General features: G+C 73.5%; 12 protein-coding genes. 7 read left to right on the top strand and 5 right to left on the bottom strand.

Annotated features, from left to right (window positions below; genetic code table 11):
• Positions 1-160 precede the first annotated feature (160 nt).
• The 3 genes from ACZ7GX_RS02930 to ACZ7GX_RS02920 all read left to right on the top strand — a co-directional run bounded on the left by ACZ7GX_RS02930 (position 161) and on the right by ACZ7GX_RS02920 (position 7,207).
• Entirely contained in the window at positions 161-1,189 is a 1,029-nt protein-coding gene (locus tag ACZ7GX_RS02930) for a LacI family DNA-binding transcriptional regulator (RefSeq protein ID WP_498772181.1), read from the top strand.
• 244 nt (positions 1,190-1,433) lie between these two features.
• Complete coding sequence (locus ACZ7GX_RS02925; protein WP_498772179.1) at positions 1,434-4,508, top strand: glycoside hydrolase family 2 TIM barrel-domain containing protein; 3,075 nt, start codon at positions 1,434-1,436, stop codon at positions 4,506-4,508.
• On the top strand, positions 4,508-7,207 hold the full coding sequence (locus tag ACZ7GX_RS02920; RefSeq protein ID WP_498772177.1) for an exo-rhamnogalacturonan lyase family protein: 2,700 nt from the start codon (positions 4,508-4,510) through the stop codon (positions 7,205-7,207). Before ACZ7GX_RS02925 ends, ACZ7GX_RS02920 begins: the two co-directional genes overlap by 1 nt.
• A gap of 177 nt (positions 7,208-7,384) precedes the next feature.
• Here ACZ7GX_RS02920 and ACZ7GX_RS02915 read toward each other — a convergent pair whose 3' ends face one another.
• Positions 7,385-8,044 (bottom strand): response regulator, encoded by a 660-nt coding sequence (locus tag ACZ7GX_RS02915; RefSeq protein ID WP_498772175.1) that lies wholly within the window; start codon positions 8,042-8,044, stop codon positions 7,385-7,387.
• Positions 8,041-9,183 carry a sensor histidine kinase gene (locus ACZ7GX_RS02910; protein ID WP_498772173.1) on the bottom strand — a complete coding sequence of 381 codons (1,143 nt, stop codon included), beginning with the start codon at positions 9,181-9,183 and terminating at the stop codon, positions 8,041-8,043. Before ACZ7GX_RS02910 ends, ACZ7GX_RS02915 begins: the two co-directional genes overlap by 4 nt.
• Before the next feature lie 156 nt (positions 9,184-9,339).
• Between ACZ7GX_RS02910 and ACZ7GX_RS02905 the strand changes: the two genes are divergently transcribed.
• Genes ACZ7GX_RS02905 through ACZ7GX_RS02895 form a run of 3 tightly spaced genes read left to right on the top strand, consistent with a single transcriptional unit; the run spans position 9,340 to position 12,526 of the window.
• Positions 9,340-10,263: an ABC transporter ATP-binding protein gene (locus tag ACZ7GX_RS02905; RefSeq protein WP_498772168.1), complete on the top strand. Its 924-nt coding sequence runs from the start codon at positions 9,340-9,342 to the stop codon at positions 10,261-10,263.
• Positions 10,260-11,786, top strand: a complete 1,527-nt coding sequence (locus ACZ7GX_RS02900; protein ID WP_498772166.1) for an ABC transporter permease subunit — start codon at positions 10,260-10,262, stop codon at positions 11,784-11,786. The genes ACZ7GX_RS02905 and ACZ7GX_RS02900 overlap by 4 nt, the downstream gene beginning before the upstream one ends.
• On the top strand, positions 11,783-12,526 hold the full coding sequence (locus tag ACZ7GX_RS02895) for an ABC transporter permease (RefSeq protein ID WP_498772164.1): 744 nt from the start codon (positions 11,783-11,785) through the stop codon (positions 12,524-12,526). Before ACZ7GX_RS02900 ends, ACZ7GX_RS02895 begins: the two co-directional genes overlap by 4 nt.
• Here ACZ7GX_RS02895 and ACZ7GX_RS02890 read toward each other — a convergent pair.
• Entirely contained in the window at positions 12,523-12,897 is a 375-nt protein-coding gene (locus ACZ7GX_RS02890) for a hypothetical protein (RefSeq protein WP_498772162.1), read from the bottom strand. The genes ACZ7GX_RS02895 and ACZ7GX_RS02890 overlap by 4 nt on opposite strands.
• A gap of 186 nt (positions 12,898-13,083) precedes the next feature.
• On the opposite strand from ACZ7GX_RS02890, the gene ACZ7GX_RS02885 reads away from it, so the two are divergent.
• Complete coding sequence (locus ACZ7GX_RS02885) at positions 13,084-14,202, top strand: glycosyltransferase (protein WP_498772160.1); 1,119 nt, start codon at positions 13,084-13,086, stop codon at positions 14,200-14,202.
• On the opposite strand, the gene ACZ7GX_RS02880 is transcribed toward ACZ7GX_RS02885, so the two are convergent.
• Positions 14,203-14,949 (bottom strand): response regulator, encoded by a 747-nt coding sequence (locus tag ACZ7GX_RS02880; protein WP_498772158.1) that lies wholly within the window; start codon positions 14,947-14,949, stop codon positions 14,203-14,205. It abuts the gene before it with no gap.
• Positions 14,946-16,058 carry a sensor histidine kinase gene (locus ACZ7GX_RS02875; RefSeq protein WP_498772156.1) on the bottom strand — a complete coding sequence of 371 codons (1,113 nt, stop codon included), beginning with the start codon at positions 16,056-16,058 and terminating at the stop codon, positions 14,946-14,948. Before ACZ7GX_RS02875 ends, ACZ7GX_RS02880 begins: the two co-directional genes overlap by 4 nt.
• Positions 16,059-16,085 lie beyond the last annotated feature (27 nt).

The following is a 16,085-nucleotide window of genomic DNA, read 5'->3' as shown; positions in this document are numbered from 1 at the left end:
TGCCGCGCTGCAAGACCTCACGGGAACTTAATCCAAACGAGATTTGAGACGGTTGTGGATCATCGGGCGGTCGGGGCTTGTCGCGGCGTTGGTCGGCGTGCACACTCCTTTGCAGCGCTGTAGCGGTGGGGCCGCCGCGCCGGTCCGACGGAGGAGAACGATGCGCGATGCCACGCTGCGTGACGTAGCAGAGCTCGCGGGCGTGTCCGCGCGGACGGTCTCGAACGTGGTCAACGGCTACGCCAGGGTCACCGAGCGGACCCGCGAGAAGGTGGAGCGGGCGATCGCGGAGCTGGGCTACCGGCCCAACGTGCTGGCCCGCAACCTGGCCAACGGCCGGTCCGGGCAGATCGCCGTGGTCGTGCCCTACCTGGACACGCCGTACTTCGCGGAGCTGTTGCAGGCCATCATCCCCAGGGCGCGCGAGCGCGGCTACAACGTGCTGATCGACCAGACCGACGGCGACCCGGCGCACGAGCGCGAGCTGATCCGGCGCGGCGCGCGGGCGCTGCTGTTCGACGGCATGATCTTCAGCCCGCTCGGGCTGGCCCAGGAGGACCTCGACGAGGGCGACCCGACGTTGCCGCTGGTCGTCCTGGGTGAGCGGTCGTCCAACGGCACGTTCGACCACGTGGGGATCGACGACGTGGCGGCGTCCCGCGAGGCCACCGCGCACCTGATCGGCCTGGGCAGGCGTCGGATCGCGGCCATCGGCGACCAGCCGTACCCGACCGGCGAGGCGGCGCAGCTGCGCACGCTCGGCTACCGGCAGGCGCACGCCGAGGCCGGGTTGCCGGTGGACGAGTCGTTGATAATCCACACCCCGAGGTTCAACCGGGCCGACGGTTCCGGCGCGATGCGCGTGCTGCTCGACCGGGACGACCCGCCGGACGCCGTGTTCTGCTACAGCGACCTGGTCGCGCTCGGCGCGCTGCACGAGGTGCTGGAACGCGGGCTGCGCGTGCCCGAGGACATCTCCCTCATCGGGTACGACGACATCGAGGAAGGCCGCTACTCCAACCCGACGATCAGCACCATCTCGCCGGACAAGGTGACCATAGCGACCACGGCGGTGGAACGGCTGCTCGCGCGCATCGACAGCACCGGGCCGTTGCCGGGCATCGAGGTGCGCGCCGCGCACAAGCTGATCGCCCGGCAGAGCACCCTGGGCCGCACTCCCCACCCCTGACCCGAACGGCGGACCCGGGGGGACCTGAGCGTTCGACACGCGGTCCCCGAGTCCAGGTCGCGCGGGTCCTGCGTTCGGCTGCCCCGAGTTCAACGCCCGGGTTGATGGGCGCGGCGGAAGAAAGCGCTTTCCCGAAGGGTTGACACCCGCCGTCACGGGGCGGCAGCATCCTGTGTCGTTCTGTTGCTCTGCGCACTTCTCTGATCGGTGTTGTCGATTCACGACGCGTGGAACCGGGGTCCAGGTGGACAGACACAGGCGTGTGCTCGCGGCGGCGGTCGTCGCGCTCCTGCTCGGGTCGGGCCTGGCGCCGGGCCCGGCGGCGGCGGGTGAGCCGGCCGCCCACCCGACGCGCGGCGAGAGCTTCGACGGGTCGTGGAAGTTCGCCCTGGCCAACACCAGCGGTGACGACGAACCGGCGTACGCCGACGCGGACGAGCCCGGCTTCGACGACTCGGCGTGGCGGGTGCTGAACCTGCCGCACGACTGGTCGATCGAGCAGCCGATGACGCCCGGGGCCGGCAGCGGCACGGGCTACTTCCCCGGCGGCCTCGGCTGGTACCGCAAGACGTTCACGCTGCCGCGCTCGACCGCCGACAAGCAGGTCTCGCTGGAGTTCGGCGGCGTCTACATGGACTCCGAGGTCTACCTCAACGGCGCGCTGGTCACCGCGCACCCGTACGGCTACACGGGTTTCGCGGTCGACCTGGCCGCGGCGCACAAGGACGGCCGGACCCCGAACGTCGTCGCGGTGAAGGTGCGCAACAAGCTGCCGAGCAGCCGCTGGTACTCCGGCAGCGGCATCTACCGGCACGTCGACCTCGTCGTCACCGACCGGGCGCACGTCGCCCGGCACGGCACGTTCGTGACCACCCCGGACGTCGAGCGCGAAGTGGCCTCGGGCCACGCCACCGCGCACGTCCGCACCGACGTGGTCAACGGCCGCGCCGCCGAGGACGTCGCCGTGCGGTACCGCGTCAAGGACTCCGACGGACGCGTCGTGGCACGTCACCACACGGCGGTCACCGGCACGACCGTCGAGTCCGACATCCGCGTGCCGGAGCCGACCCTGTGGTCCATGGCGGACCCGCACCTCTACACGCTGGAGACCGAGGTGACGGTGGCCGGCCGGCGCGTGGACGCCACCAGCACCCGGTTCGGCTTCCGCTGGGTCCGGTTCGACGCGGACGAGGGCTTCTTCGTCAACGGCGAGTACCACAAGATCCAGGGCGTCGACCTGCACCACGACCAGGGCGCGCTCGGGTCCGCGGTGAACCGCGACGCGCTGGAGCGGCAGCTGCGGCTGATGAAGGGCATGGGCGTCAACGCCTTCCGCACCTCGCACAACCCGCCGTCGCGCGAACAGGTCGAGCTGTGCGAGGAGCTGGGCATCGTGATGATGGTGGAGGCGTTCGACACCTGGCGGCGGCCCAAGATCGCCTACGACTACGGCCGGTTCTTCGACGCCAACAGCTCCGCCGACATCAAGGAGATGGTGCACGCGGCGAAGAACTCCCCCGCCGTGGTGCTGTGGTCGGTGGGCAACGAGATCCCGGACTTCTGGAACGTCCCGTTCGGCCCGGACACCGCCCAGCGCCTGGCCGCCGACATCCGCTCGATCGACACCAGCCGCCCGGTGGTGTTCGGCTCGGACGCCTACCGCCGCGTGCCGGCCACGGGCTCCGGTCCGGACCGGATCCTCGGCGCGCTCGACGGCCTGGGCCTGAACTACAACACGGCGGGCGCGGTGGACGCGTTGCACGCCAAGTACCCGGACAAGTTCATCTTCGAGTCCGAGTCGTCGTCCTCGACCTCCACGCGTGGCTCGTACCAGGACCCGTTGCTGGTCAACACCGGCGAGAACCACACGCCCGGCAAGCGCGAGGTCTCGTCGTACGACAACAACATGGCGTCCTGGACGTTGAGCGGCGAGTACGGGTTGAAGAAGGACCGGGACCGCAAGTTCTTCCTCGGCCAGTTCCTGTGGGCGGGCATGGACTACATCGGCGAGCCCACGCCGTTCGACGGGGTGTTCCCGGTGCGCACCTCGCACTTCGGCGCGATGGACACGGCCGGGTTCCCCAAGGACCTGTACCACCTGTTCAAGAGCCAGTGGACGACCGACCCGATGGTGCACGTCGCGCCGATGGACTGGACCGGCCACGAGGTGGGCGAGCCGGTGCAGGTCTGGGCCTACGCGAACGTGGACACCGTCGAGCTGTTCCTGAACGGCACGTCGCTCGGCGTGCGGAAGTTCGACCGCAAGAAGACCACGTACGGCAAGGAGTACCTGGAGACGACCGAGCCGTCCAACGACGACAAGAACGTCACCACCGGGCCGTTCCCGGGCAGCTACACCAGCCCGAACGGCAGCGCGGGCAAGCTGCACCTCACGTGGACCGTGCCGTTCCAGCCGGGTGAGCTGGTCGCGGTGGCGCGCGAGGACGGCAAGGAGGTCGCACGGGACGTGGTCCGCACGGCCGGTGCGGCGGCTGCGGTGAGGCTGACGCCCGACCGCGAGGTCGTGACGGCGGACGGCCGGTCGCTGACCTACGTCACCGCCGACGTGGTCGACCGCGACGGCGTGGTCGTGCCGAGCGCGGCGGACAGGGTCACGTTCTCCGTCACCGGCGGCCGGCTCGTCGGCGTGGACAACGGGCGGCCGGAGAGCGTGGAGCCGTACAAGGCGGACGGCATGACCGCGTTCCACGGCAAGGTGTTGGCGATCGTGCAGTCGGACGCGCGCGGCGGCCCCATCACGATCCGGGCGACGGCGCCGGGCCTGCGGTCCGGCCGCACGTCCGTGCTCGCCATCCCTCGCGGTCCCAAGGGACCCGGCGGGTTGACGGCGGTCGGGGCGGCCCCGCCGATCGCCGACGGCCCGGTGGTCGACGCGAGCTACAGCGGCCGGGCGACCACGCTGCCGGCGGCGATGGTGGACGGCGACCTGACCACGCGGTGGTCGAACTCCTACGCCAAGCAGGCGACCCAGGTGCTGCCCGCGGTGTCGTCGGCGCACGCGAGCGACTGGGTTTCGGTGGCGTGGCCGCAACAACGGCAGGTCGGCGGGCTGGCGTCGCACTTCGCCGTGGACGCCGCTCACCAGCTGCCCGCCTCGGTCCGGGTGGCGCACTGGGACGGCCGCGCGTGGGCGCCCGCGTCGAACGTCCGCGTCGACTGGGGCGCCGGCGGGCCGAGCCGCATCACGTTCGATCCGGTGACCACGACGCGGGTCCGGATCACCATGACCAGCCGTGCGCCGGGCACGTCGACCGGCTTCCTCGGCATCGACGAGCTCCAGGTGATCGGAGGCCCGTGATGGCACAGGTGAACCGTCGGACCTTCCTGGGCGGGGTGGCCGCGGCCTACGCGCTCCCGTTCGGCGCGGGCCAGGCGCAGGCGGCGCCGGAGCCACCGCGCCAGGCCGCGCTGACGTGGCTGGAAGGCGGTGCGCCCGCCACCCACGCGGGCACCACCTGGGGTGTGCCGTGGCCACGCGGCGCGTTCGCCAAAGACCAGGCGTTCTCGCTGGTCACGGCCACGGGCGAGCAGGTGCCGGTGCAGTCCTGGGCGACCGGCGTGTGGCCGGACGGCTCGCTGAAGTGGAGCGCGCACGCGATCAGCGGACCCACCGCCGCCGACGGGTACCGGCTGGAACCGGGTCCGGCCCGGGCGCCGGCGCAGGCCGTCACGGTGGAGGACAGGGCGGAGCACGTCATCGTCCGCACCGGCGTGATCGAGGTGACCGTGCGCAAGAGCGGCGCGGACCTGATCGAGCGGATCACGCGCGGCGGTGAGCCGGTCGTGCGGCGCGGGCACCTGGTGTGCCTGCGCCAGGACCACGACGAGGACGAGGACACCGGCGGCGCGAAGCGGGAGAAGTTCGTCAGCGCCGTCAAGAACGTCATCGTGGAGCAGAGCGGTCCGGTGCGGGCCGTGCTGCGGGTCGACGGCGTGCACCGGGCGAAGCGGCGCGAGTGGCTGCCGTTCACCGTGCGGTTCTACTTCTTCGCGGGCACGGACAGCATCAAGATGACGCACACGTTCGTGTGGGACGGCACGGAGGACGACTACCTGCGCGGCCTGGGCATCCGGTTCGCGGTGCCGATGCGGGACGAGCCGCACGACCGGCACGTCCGGTTCGGCGGCGAGGAGGGCGGGTTGCTGCGCGAGGCCGTGCGCGGCATCACCGGCCTGCGACGCGATCCGGGCGCGGCGGTGCGCAGCGCCCAGGTGGCGGGGCGGAAGCTGCCGCCGGTGTCCACTTGGGACACCCGCGTCAGCGGCAGGCTGAACCTGATCCCGACGTGGGGCGACTACAGCCTCAGCCAGCTCACCGCGGACGGTTACGCGATCCGCAAGCGCACCAAGCCCGGCCACACGTGGGTGGACGTGGACGCGGGACGGCGGTCGCCCGGTTTCGGCTACGTCGGCGGCGCGAGCGGCGGCCTGGCGTTCGGGCTGCGCAACTTCTGGCAGCTGCACCCGACGCAGCTCGACGTGCGCGGCGCGGCGGGTGAGGAGGCCGAGGTGACGGTGTGGCTGTGGTCGCCGGACGCGCGGCCGATGGACCTGCGGTTCTACCACGACGGCCTGGGCATGGACACGTTCCCGGAGCAGTTGGAGGGCCTCCAGATCACCTACGAGGACTACGAACCGGGATTCGGCACCGCGTACGGCGTGGCGCGCACCAGCGAGCTGACGTTGTGGGCGGTCGGCTCGACGCCGGACGACGCGAGCCTGGTCGCCATGGCGCAGGCCGTGCAGACGCCGCCGTTGCTGGTCGCGCCGCCGCAGCACCTGCTGGCGGCGGGCGTGTTCGGCGACTGGTCGTTGGTCGACCGCTCGACGCCGGCGCGCGCGGCGATCGAGGACCGGCTGGACTTCCTCTTCGACTACCACCGCGACCAGGTCGAGCAGCGCCGCTGGTACGGGTTCTGGAACTACGGCGACGTGATGCACACCTACGACTCCGACCGGCACCAGTGGCGCTACGACGTCGGCGGGTACGCGTGGGACAACTCGGAGCTGTCCACGGACCTGTGGCTCTGGTACGCCTACCTGCGCAGCGGGCGGGCGGACGTGTTCCGGATGGCCGAGGCGATGACCCGGCACACCGGCGAGGTCGACGTCTACCACCTTGGCCAGTGGAAGGACCTCGGCACCAGGCACAACGTGCTGCACTGGGGGTGCAGCGCCAAGCAGCTGCGCATCAGCACGGCCGCGAACCGGAGGTTCTACTACTTCCTGACCGCCGATGAGCGGGTCGGCGACCTGCTGCGCGAGCTGGTGGACGCGGACCGCACGTTCGTCGCGCTCGACCCGTTGCGCAAGATCCGCACCGAGCCGTACACGCCCGATCCGAAGGCGCTCGCGGTCGGACTCGGCACGGACTGGGGCGCCTTGGCGGCGGCGTGGCTGACGGAGTGGGAACGCGGCGGCGACCCGGTCGCGCGGCAGAAGCTGCTGGGCACGGTCGAGGACATCGGGGCGCTGAAGAACGGCTTCGTCACCGGTGAGGCGCTCTACAACCTGGAGACGGGCCGGTTCGCCACCGATCGGGTGCAGGTGAGCGTGTCGCACCTGTCGGCGGTGTTCGGGTTGGCGGAGATCTGCGGCGAGCTGATCGACCTCCTGGACCGGCCGGCGTTCGAGAAGGCGTGGGTGCAGTACTGCCGGTTGTACGGCGCGACCAGGGAGGAGCAGCAGGCCGAGGTCGGCGGCTCGTGGAACGTCGGCTTCCGCCAGATGCACTCCCGCCTCACCGCGTACGCGGCGGCGCGGACCGGCGACGAGGCGTTGGCGCGGCGGGCGTGGGACGAGTTCTTCGCCGGCCAGGACGGGTACGGCCCGGGGCTGCCGTGGCGGTCGACCAGGGTCGAGGGCCCGAACGCGCTGCGCCCGGTCGACGAGGCGGTGTTCGTGTCGACCAACGCCTCCGCCCAGTACGGACTGGCCGCGATCCAGAACCTCGCCCTGGTGGGCGACGCGCTGCCACCTCAACGGGTGGACCGCTGACCGCTCGGCCACCGTGCCCCGGGGTGCGCTGGGAACACACCCGGAGCACGGCCGGCCGCGGCACCCGCCTGACCGCCGCGTCGCTCGTGCTGCCCGCCGCCGACGCCTGACGGCGGGCGCCCGACGACGCTGACCTCGGGTGCCCGACGACACCGGACCGCGGGCGTCCGGCGACACCTAGCCCCGGGCGCGCGGCACGACCAGGCCCGATTCGTAGGCCGCGACCACCGCCTGGGTGCGGTCGCGCAGGCCGAGCTTGTTCAGCACCCGGCTCACGTGCGTCTTCACCGTCTCCTCCGTGACCACCAGCCGGGCCGCGACCTCGGTGTTCGACAGGCCCTCCGCGATCAGCCGCAGCACCTGCGTCTCCCGCGGCGTGAGGGTGGACAGGGCGGTCCCGGACGTGGCCGGCTCGGGGCGCAGCCGGGCGAACTCGCTGATCAGGCGGCGGGTCACGGTCGGCGCCAGCAACGCCTCGCCGGCCGCGACCACCCGCACCGCGTCGAACAGCTGCTCCGCCGTCACGTCCTTGAGCAGGAAGCCGCTGGCGCCCGCGCGCAACGCGTCGTAGACGTACTCGTCCAGGTCGAACGTGGTCAGGATCAGCACCCGCGGCCCGTCGGCGAGCCGGCGCGTGGCCTCGATGCCGTCCACGCCCGGCATCCGCACGTCCATCAGCACCACGTCGGGTGACAGCTCGCGGCAGACGCGCACCGCCTCCCCGCCGTCGGACGCCGTGCCGACGACGGTGAAGTCGGGTTGCGTGTCGAGCAGCGCGGCGTACCCGGTGCGGATCACCTGGTGGTCGTCGGCGACCACGATCCGGACGGCGCTCACCCGGCCGCCCCCGTCGGCAGGCTCGCCTCGACCAGGAATCCGCCCACGGCCGTCGTGCCCGTGTGCAACCGGCCGCCGACGGCCACCGCCCGTTCGCGCATGCCGGTCAGCCCGTGCCCACCGGACGGCGCCGCGCCGCGTGGGCCGGGCCCGTTGTCCCTGATGCGCAACCGCAACGCCTCCTCGGTGTAGTGCAGCTCCACGTCGACCGCCGCGCCGGGCGCGTGCCGCCGCGCGTTGGTGAGGGCTTCCTGGACGATCCGGTACGCGGCCAGCTCCACACCGGGGTCCAGCGGGCCGGGCGTGCCGGAGACGATGAGCCGCGCGCCCGCGCCGGACGTGTCGCGCACGTCGTCGAGCAGTTCGTTGAGCTGCGGCAACCCCGGCTGCGGGCGGCGGTCCGCGACCTCCTCCGGCGCGTCGGACCGCAGCACGCCCAGCAACCGCCGCATCTCGGTCAGCCCGGCCCGCGCGGTGTCGCCGATCTCCGCCAGCCGCTGCGCGCCGGCGGCGGGCATGCCGGGCGTGGTCAGCCGGGCCGTCTCCGCCTGCACCGCGATCATCGAGATGTGGTGCGCCACGACGTCGTGCAGCTCGCGCGCGATCCGGGCCCGCTCGCCGCGCGCGGTGTGCTCCAGCAGGCTCCCGGCCACGGCCTGCCGGGCGGCCCGGTGCACCAGCGCCTCGCCGCGCGCCCACCGGGCGACCCCGACCCACCCCGCCGCCAACGCCGACGACGCCGCCAGCACGGTCATCGCGTCCGCGTCGCGCACCAGGGCCAGCACCGGGTACGGCACGGCCAGGCAGGTCGCCAGGACCTGGCCACCGACCCGTCCCAGCCGGTACAGCACGATCAGCTGCGCGCCGAGGCCCGCCGCCGTGAGGCCGTGGAACAACCCGAGCGACAGCACGGCCGCCGCCGTCACCGCGACCGCGGCGGGCGCCGGGCGCAGGAACGCCGCCGGCGCGGTGGTCGCCAGGGCCAGCACCCCGAGCACCAGGACGAGCTGCGGGTCGGCGCCGCCGGTCACCGCCCGCGCCACCGCCTCGCCCACCGCGCCCGCGCCCAGCAGCGCCACGACGCCCCCCGGCACGCGCGGGCCGTCGGCCAACCGCCGGGCCCACCCCTCATCGCTCACCGGGTCATTGTCGTCGCCGACCCGCGCCGACGCGTCACCGCAGGTGGTGACACCGGCATCCCTCTCAGGAGGGATGCGCCTCCCCCGCGCCGGCGAGGCGGAGACGGCTCTCCCGCGTGACGACCCGACCCGGGCCGCGCTCCTAGCCTTCCCGGCATGGAAGCAACCATCGAAGTCTCCGGGCTGCGCAAGCGGTACGGGCCGACCGTGGCGCTGGACGGGATGACGTTCACCGTCGCACCGGGCAAGGTCACCGGCTTCGTCGGGCCCAACGGCGCGGGCAAGTCCACCACGATGCGGGTGATCCTCGGCCTCGACTCGGTCGACGAGGGCCGTGCGCTGGTCGGCGGCCGGCCGTACCGGACCCTGCGGCACCCGTTGCGACAGGTCGGGTCCCTGTTGGACGCGTCGGCGCTGCAGCCCGGTCGCACCGGCCGCAACCACCTGCTGTGGCTGGCCCACTCGCAGGGCCTCGGCGCGCGGCGGGTGGACGAGGTCGCCGAACGGGTCGGCCTGACCTCGGCGATCCGGCGCAAGGCCGGCGGCTACTCGTTGGGCATGCGGCAGCGGCTCGGCATCGCGGCGGCGCTGCTCGGCGACCCGCCGGTGCTCGTGCTGGACGAGCCGGTGAACGGCATGGACCCCGAGGGCATCCGGTGGGTGCGCGGTTTCCTGCGGTCGCTGGCGGCCGAGGGCCGGGCGGTGCTGGTGTCCAGCCACCTGATGAGCGAGTTGCAGGACACCGCCGACCACGTGGTGATCGTCGGCCGGGGCAAGGTCATCGCCGACGTCGGCGTGGCGGAGCTGATCGAGGCCGCATCCGGCGAACGGGTCACGTTGCGCACCAGCGCCCGCACGCCGGCGACGACGGTGCTGGCACGGGCGGGCGCGACGGTCGCCGTGACCGGCGCCGACACGCTCACCGTCACCGGGCTGTCCGGTGAACGGGTGGTGGCGCTGCTGGGCGAGCACGCGGTGCCGTTCTCCGAGGTGTCGGCGCACCGCGCGTCCCTCGAAGAGGCCTACATGGAGCTGACCAGGGACGCGGTCGAGTTCCACGCGGCCGAGGGCGCGCGATGAGCGGGCCGGACGGGTTCGGGCACGTGCTGCGCGCCGAGTGGACGAAGCTGCGCACCGTGCGCGGCTGGGTGTTCGGTCTGGTCGCGGCGGCGCTGGTGATCCTGCTGATGGGGCTGTTCGCCGCGGCGGCGAGCAACTTCTCGTGCAGCGGCCCGAACGGCGCGCCGTGCGCGGGCAGCACGCCGCCGACGGGTCCGGGCGGCGAGCCGGTCGTCGACAACTTCTCGTTCGCGCACCAGGCGTTCACCGGCGACGGCAGCATCACCGCCCGCGTGACGTCGCTGACCGCGGTGTCCTCTTCGGACGGTCAGGCGCCGGTCGAGGACACGCAGCCGTGGACCAAGGGCGGGATCATCGTCAAGGCGAGCACCACGCCGGGATCGCCGTACGCCGCGTTGATGCTGACGGGCGGCCACGGCGTGCGGTTGCAGCACGACTTCACCGGCGACGTCGCGGGCACGCTGCACGCGACGCCGAGCTGGCTGCGCCTGACCCGGTCGGGCGACACGATCACCGGCCACGAGTCGCCCGACGGCGCGACCTGGCACCTCGTCGGCTCGGTCACCCTCCCCGGGCTGCCGTCGACCGTGCGGGCCGGGCTGTTCGCGGCCTCGCCGCACCACGAGGTGATCACCGAGTCGTTCGCCGGCGCCAGCGGCGAGAGCTACCCGACGCGGGCGACCGCCGAGTTCGACCGGATCGGGCTGGAGGGCTCGTGGCCGGACCGGAAGTGGGTCGGTGAGGACGTCGGCGACCTGGGCGGGCCGCGCGCGGGCGCCGGGGCGGGCACCGGGTTCGAGGAGACCGCCGACGGGGTCGCGGTGAGCGGGTCGGGCAACATCGCGCCGGTCGTGGCCGGGCGCGGTGGGCTCGGCAAGACGGTCGAGGGTCGGCTGGTCGGCGCGTTCGCCGGGCTGATCGCGGTCATCGTGGTCGCGGCGACGTTCATGACCTCGGAGTACCGGCGCGGCCTGATCCGCACGAGCCTCAGCGCCAGCCCGCGGCGCGGTCGGGTGCTGGCGGCGAAGGCCGCGGTGATCGCGGCGGTCACGTTCGTCACCGCGCTGGCCGCGGCCCTGATCACGGTGCCGTTGGTCCGGGCGGTGGAGGTGGACAAGGGTTTCTTCCTGTTCACCGTGCCGACCGCGACCGAGGTGCGGGTGATCGTCGGCACGGCGGCGTTGCTCGCGGTGGCGGCGGTGCTCAGCCTGGCCGTCGGCACGGTGCTGCGGCGCAGCGCGGGCGCGGTGGCGGTGGTGATCGTGGCGATCGTGCTGCCGTACGTGCTGGCGATCGCGTCCGTGCTGCCGACCGGGCCGTCGGACTGGCTGCTGCGGGTCACGCCGGCCGCCGCGTTCGCCGTCCAGCAGAGCTTGCCGGAGTACCAGCAGGTCACGGCGAACTACGCCCCCGCCGACGGCTACTTCCCGTTGAGCCCGCTGGGTGGGTTCGCGGTGCTGTGCGGCTACACGGCGGTCGCGCTCGGTGTGGCGTTCTCCGTGCTGCGGAGGAGGGACGCGTGAGGGAAGCGCTGCACGTGGAGTGGACGAAGCTGCGCACGGTGGCGGGCACGGCGTGGCTGCTGGCCGGGGTGGTGCTGCTGACCGTGGCGCTGGGGGTGGCGGCGTCGGTCGCCTGCGCCGACACGGGGTGCGGGGACCCGGCGAAGACCAGCCTGACCGGGATCGCGTTCGGCCAGGCCGTGGTCGCCGTGCTGGCCGTGCTCGCGGTGGGCGGCGAGTACGGCACGGGGATGATCCGGGTGACGTTCGCCGCGCTGCCGCGCCGGTCGACCGTGCTGGCGGCGAAGGCGGCCGTGGTCGGCGCGCTGGTGCTGGTGGCGGGCGGGGCGGCGGTGCTCGTGTCGGTGCTGGCGGGGCGGGGCGTCCTGTCGGGGGTCGCGGTGCTGTCGCTGGGCGACGGGCCGGTGCTGCGCGCGGCCGTCGGCTCCGTGCTCTACCTGGTGCTGGTCGGGCTGCTGAGCCTGGGCGTGGCCGTCCTGGTGCGTGACGCGGCGGCGGCCATCGGGGTGGTGCTCGGGCTGCTGTACCTGTTCCCGGTCGTGGCCGCGGTGGTGTCCGACCCGGACTGGTTCAAGCGCTTGCAGCGGATCAGCCCGATGACGGCGGGGCTGGCGGTGCAGGCCACCACGAACGTCGAGGGCCTGCCGATCAGCCCGTGGGCGGGTCTGGGCGTGCTCGGGCTGTGGGCGGCCGGCGCGCTCCTGGTCGGCGGTCTGGCACTCCGGCTGCGTGACGCCTAGGGCTTCGTCGGCCGGGGCAGCAGCAGGTGCACGGCGAAGCCCGCCAGCGTCGTCAGGACCACCTGGTAGAGGATCGAGAGCCGCGGGTCGCTGCCGACGGTGAACACCGCGTCCAGCCCGGTGGTCGCCACGCCGGCGAGGGTGAGCAGGCCGGTCACGTGCCAGCCGAAGAAGCCCGCCGCCCAGGCGACCAGCGGCCAGCGGTTGCGGTCGGGGCGGCGCAGGACCAGGTAGGTGGAGAGCGCGGCGCCGGCGTTGAAGAGCACGCCGACGACCGTGAGCTCGGCCAGGTCGCCGGACAGCAGCGTCGACAGCGTCTGAGCGACGACGAGCGCGATCATCGACCAGCATCCGACCCGGGTCTTGTCCACGGCGCGGATGCTAGGGCACCGGCCCGGACCCGGACGAGGTGACGTGGTCCCGATCAGCTCGGCCCCCTGACGCGGGTGGGGCCGGTTGCCCGGGCTTTGCTCGCCGTCGTCCGGGCCGGCGCCCGGGTCGCAGTCGCCTGAGCCGCCGTGTCCGGGCCGTCGTCGGGTGATCGATAGGCTGGTCGGATGCGCGTGTTGTTCACCTTCATCGGCGGGTTGGGCCACTTCCAGCCGTTGGTGCCGTTCGCCTCGGCCGTGGTCGCGGCCGGGCACACCGTCGCGGTCGCGGCCGGGCCGAACCGGTGCGAGGCGGTCGAGGCCGCCGGGTTCACCGCGCTCCCGGTGGGTGAGGGAGGACGGCCCGAGCCCTCGGAGGTCGGGCCGCTGCTCGCGCCCGACCGGGAGCGGGACGACCAGGAGCTGCGGGACGGGTTCGTGCGGCGGGGTGCGGCCGAGCGGGTGCCGTTGTACCTGGAGCTGTTCGAGCGGTGGCGGCCGGACGTGGTGGTGTGCGAGGAAGTGGACTTCGGCAGCGTGCTCGCGGCCGAGAAGCTCGGCCTGCCCTACGCGAACGTGCAGGTCATCGCGTCGGGCGCGTTCGTGCGGCCGGCGGTGGTCGGCGAGCCGATCGGCGAGCTGCGCGCCGGCCTCGGCCTGCCGCCCGACCCGGACCTGGAGATGCTGCACCGGCGGCTGCTGCTGTCGCCGTTCCCGCCGAGCTTCCGCGATCCGGCGTTCCCCTTGCCGGGCACGGCTTTCCCGATCCGCCCGCCGGTCGGTCCGATCGGCCGGTCCGACCCGCCGACCGCGTACTTCACCCTCGGCACGGCGTTCAACGCCGAGTCCGGCGACCTCTTCTCGCGGGTGCTGGCCGGGCTGCGCGACCTGCCGGTGAACGTGATCGCCACGGTGGGCAGGCACCTCGACCCGGCCGCGTTCGGCCCGCAACGGCCCGGCGTGCGCATCGAGCGCTACGTGCCGCAGGAGACGGTGCTGCCGCACTGCGACCTGGTGATCTCGCACGGCGGTTCGGGCAGCGTGATCGGCGCGTTGGCGCACGGCTTGCCGACCGTGCTGCTGCCGTTGGGCGCCGACCAGCCGCAGAACGCCGACCAGTGCGCGCGGCTGGGCGTGGGCCGGGTGCTGGACCCCGTCGCCGCCACGCCGCAGGACGTGCGGGCCGCGGTCGCGGAGGTGTTGGCCGATCCGGGTTACCGGCAGGCAGCGGAGCGCGTGCGGGCGGAGATGCTCGACCTGCCCGAGCCCGCGCGGGCGGTGCCGTTGCTGGAGCGGCTGGCCGGCTGACTACCCGATCCGGTCGCGGTTGCCGGTCGGCACGATGAGACCGCTCTCGTAGGCGACCACGACGGCCTGCGCGCGGCTGGCCAGGGCCAGCTTGCCCATCATCCGCTTGACGTGCGTCTTCACCGTCGCTTCGCTGAGCACGAGGCGTTGGGCGATCTGGGCGTTGGTCAGGCCGTTGCCGACCAGGCGGAGCACCTCGGTCTCCCGCGCGGTCAGGGCGGCCAGCTGCGGCGCGCCGACGGCGGTGGCGCGGTGGTGCTGGGCGTAGGTCTCGATCAGCCGGTGGGTGATGTGCGGCGCGATGAGGATGTCGCCGGCGGCGATGGTGCGGACGGCGGAGATGATCCGCTCCGGCGGGGTGTCCTTGACCAGGAACCCGGACGCGCCCTCGCCCAACGCGGTGTAGACGTACTCGGGCAGGTCGAACGTGGTCAGCACGACGATCCGGGGCGGGTCCTCGCGATCGCGGTCCGGCTGCCGGCTGTCGGGCTCCCGGTCGCGGTCGTGGTCGCGGTCGCGGTCGTGGTGGGCGGCCAGGATCTGGCGCGTGGCGGCGATGCCGTCCAGGACGGGCATCCGGATGTCCATCAGGATCACGTCGGGCGAGGTTTGGGCGGCCATCGCCACCGCCTGACCGCCGTCGGCGGCCTCGCCCACGACCTCGAAGCCCGGCGCGGCGGTGAACAGGGCGACCAGGCCGGCCCGGATGAGCGCCTGGTCGTCGGCGATGAGCACGCGGATCGTCACCGGGCCGCCACCTCGCCCACCGGCAGCCGCAGGACCACGCCGAACCCGCCCTCGGCGATCGGGCCGGCGGTGAGCACGCCCCCGTACAGCTCGGCGCGTTCCCGCATCCCGCGGATGCCGTGCGGCTCGTGGTCCGGGCCCGACGCGCCCGGCGCCGCCCGGCCGTCGTCGGTCACCTTCAGCACCAGCGTCTGCTCGCCGTACTCGACCTCGATCCGCGCCCGCGCCCGCCCCGCGTGCTTGAGCACGTTGGTCAGCGACTCCTGCACCACCCGGTAAGCGCACAGGTCCGGGCCCGGCCGCAGCTCGCGCACCTCGCCGCTGATCACCACGTCGACCGGCAACCCCGCGCCCCGGGCCCGGTCCACCAGCTCCTCGAGAGCCGCCAACCCGGGCTGCGGCCGGTAGTCGTCGTCGTGGTCCACGCGCAGCACGTCGAGCAGGCGGCGCATCTCGGTCAACGCCTCACGGCTCGTGTCGCCGACCGTCGTGATCGCCTTGCGCGCGGTCGCCAGGTCGGTGTCCAGCACGTACCCCGCGACACCGGCCTGCAAGGAGATCACCGACATGTGGTGCGCGACGATGTCGTGCAGCTCGCGCGCGATGCGCACCCGCTCGTCGGCCACCGCCCGCGCCGCCTCCTCCGCCAGCCGCTCGGCCCGCTGCGCCCAGCGCTTCGTGCCCTCGCCGAGCATCCACGCGCCCGCCACGACCAGCACCGACTGCGCCACCTCGGACCACGAGCCCGCGGCGACGCCCAGGAACGCCAGCACCACGACCGCCGCCGTCGCCGCGAACGTCACCGCGGCCGCGAGCCGGGACCGCAACGTCGCCACGGTGAACATGCCGACCAGCGCGCCGACGCCGCCACTGGGCAGGCCGCCGAACCCGACCAGGCCGTAGCAGGCCAGCGCGCCCAGCATCACCACCATCGTGGCCACCGGCGCGAGCTGGCGCAGCGCGATCGGCGCGACGGTCAGCGCGGCCACCGGGTACGCCGGCCAGTCGGACCCGCCGCCGGTCTGGCTCACGGCGGTCGCCACGGTCAACGTCGTCAGCACCACCGCGAGCAGCAGGTCGAGCCGGATCGGCTTGATCGTGGCCAGCACCAGCCCAAAGTAGTCGCGCGCCGGGGC

The organism is Actinosynnema sp. NPDC037264 (genome assembly GCF_055603705.1).
This window is presented reverse-complemented; position numbering and strand designations above follow the sequence as displayed.

What these genes read in the sequence shown, in the direction of transcription:
- ACZ7GX_RS02930 (WP_498772181.1), top strand. Translation starts at nt 161, where the DNA reads ATGCGCGATGCCACGCTGCGTGACGTAGCAGAGCTCGCGGGCGTGTCC.
- ACZ7GX_RS02920 (WP_498772177.1), top strand. Translation starts at nt 4,508, where the DNA reads ATGGCACAGGTGAACCGTCGGACCTTCCTGGGCGGGGTGGCCGCGGCC.
- ACZ7GX_RS02905 (WP_498772168.1), top strand. Translation starts at nt 9,340, where the DNA reads ATGGAAGCAACCATCGAAGTCTCCGGGCTGCGCAAGCGGTACGGGCCG.
- ACZ7GX_RS02900 (WP_498772166.1), top strand. Translation starts at nt 10,260, where the DNA reads ATGAGCGGGCCGGACGGGTTCGGGCACGTGCTGCGCGCCGAGTGGACG.
- ACZ7GX_RS02885 (WP_498772160.1), top strand. Translation starts at nt 13,084, where the DNA reads ATGCGCGTGTTGTTCACCTTCATCGGCGGGTTGGGCCACTTCCAGCCG.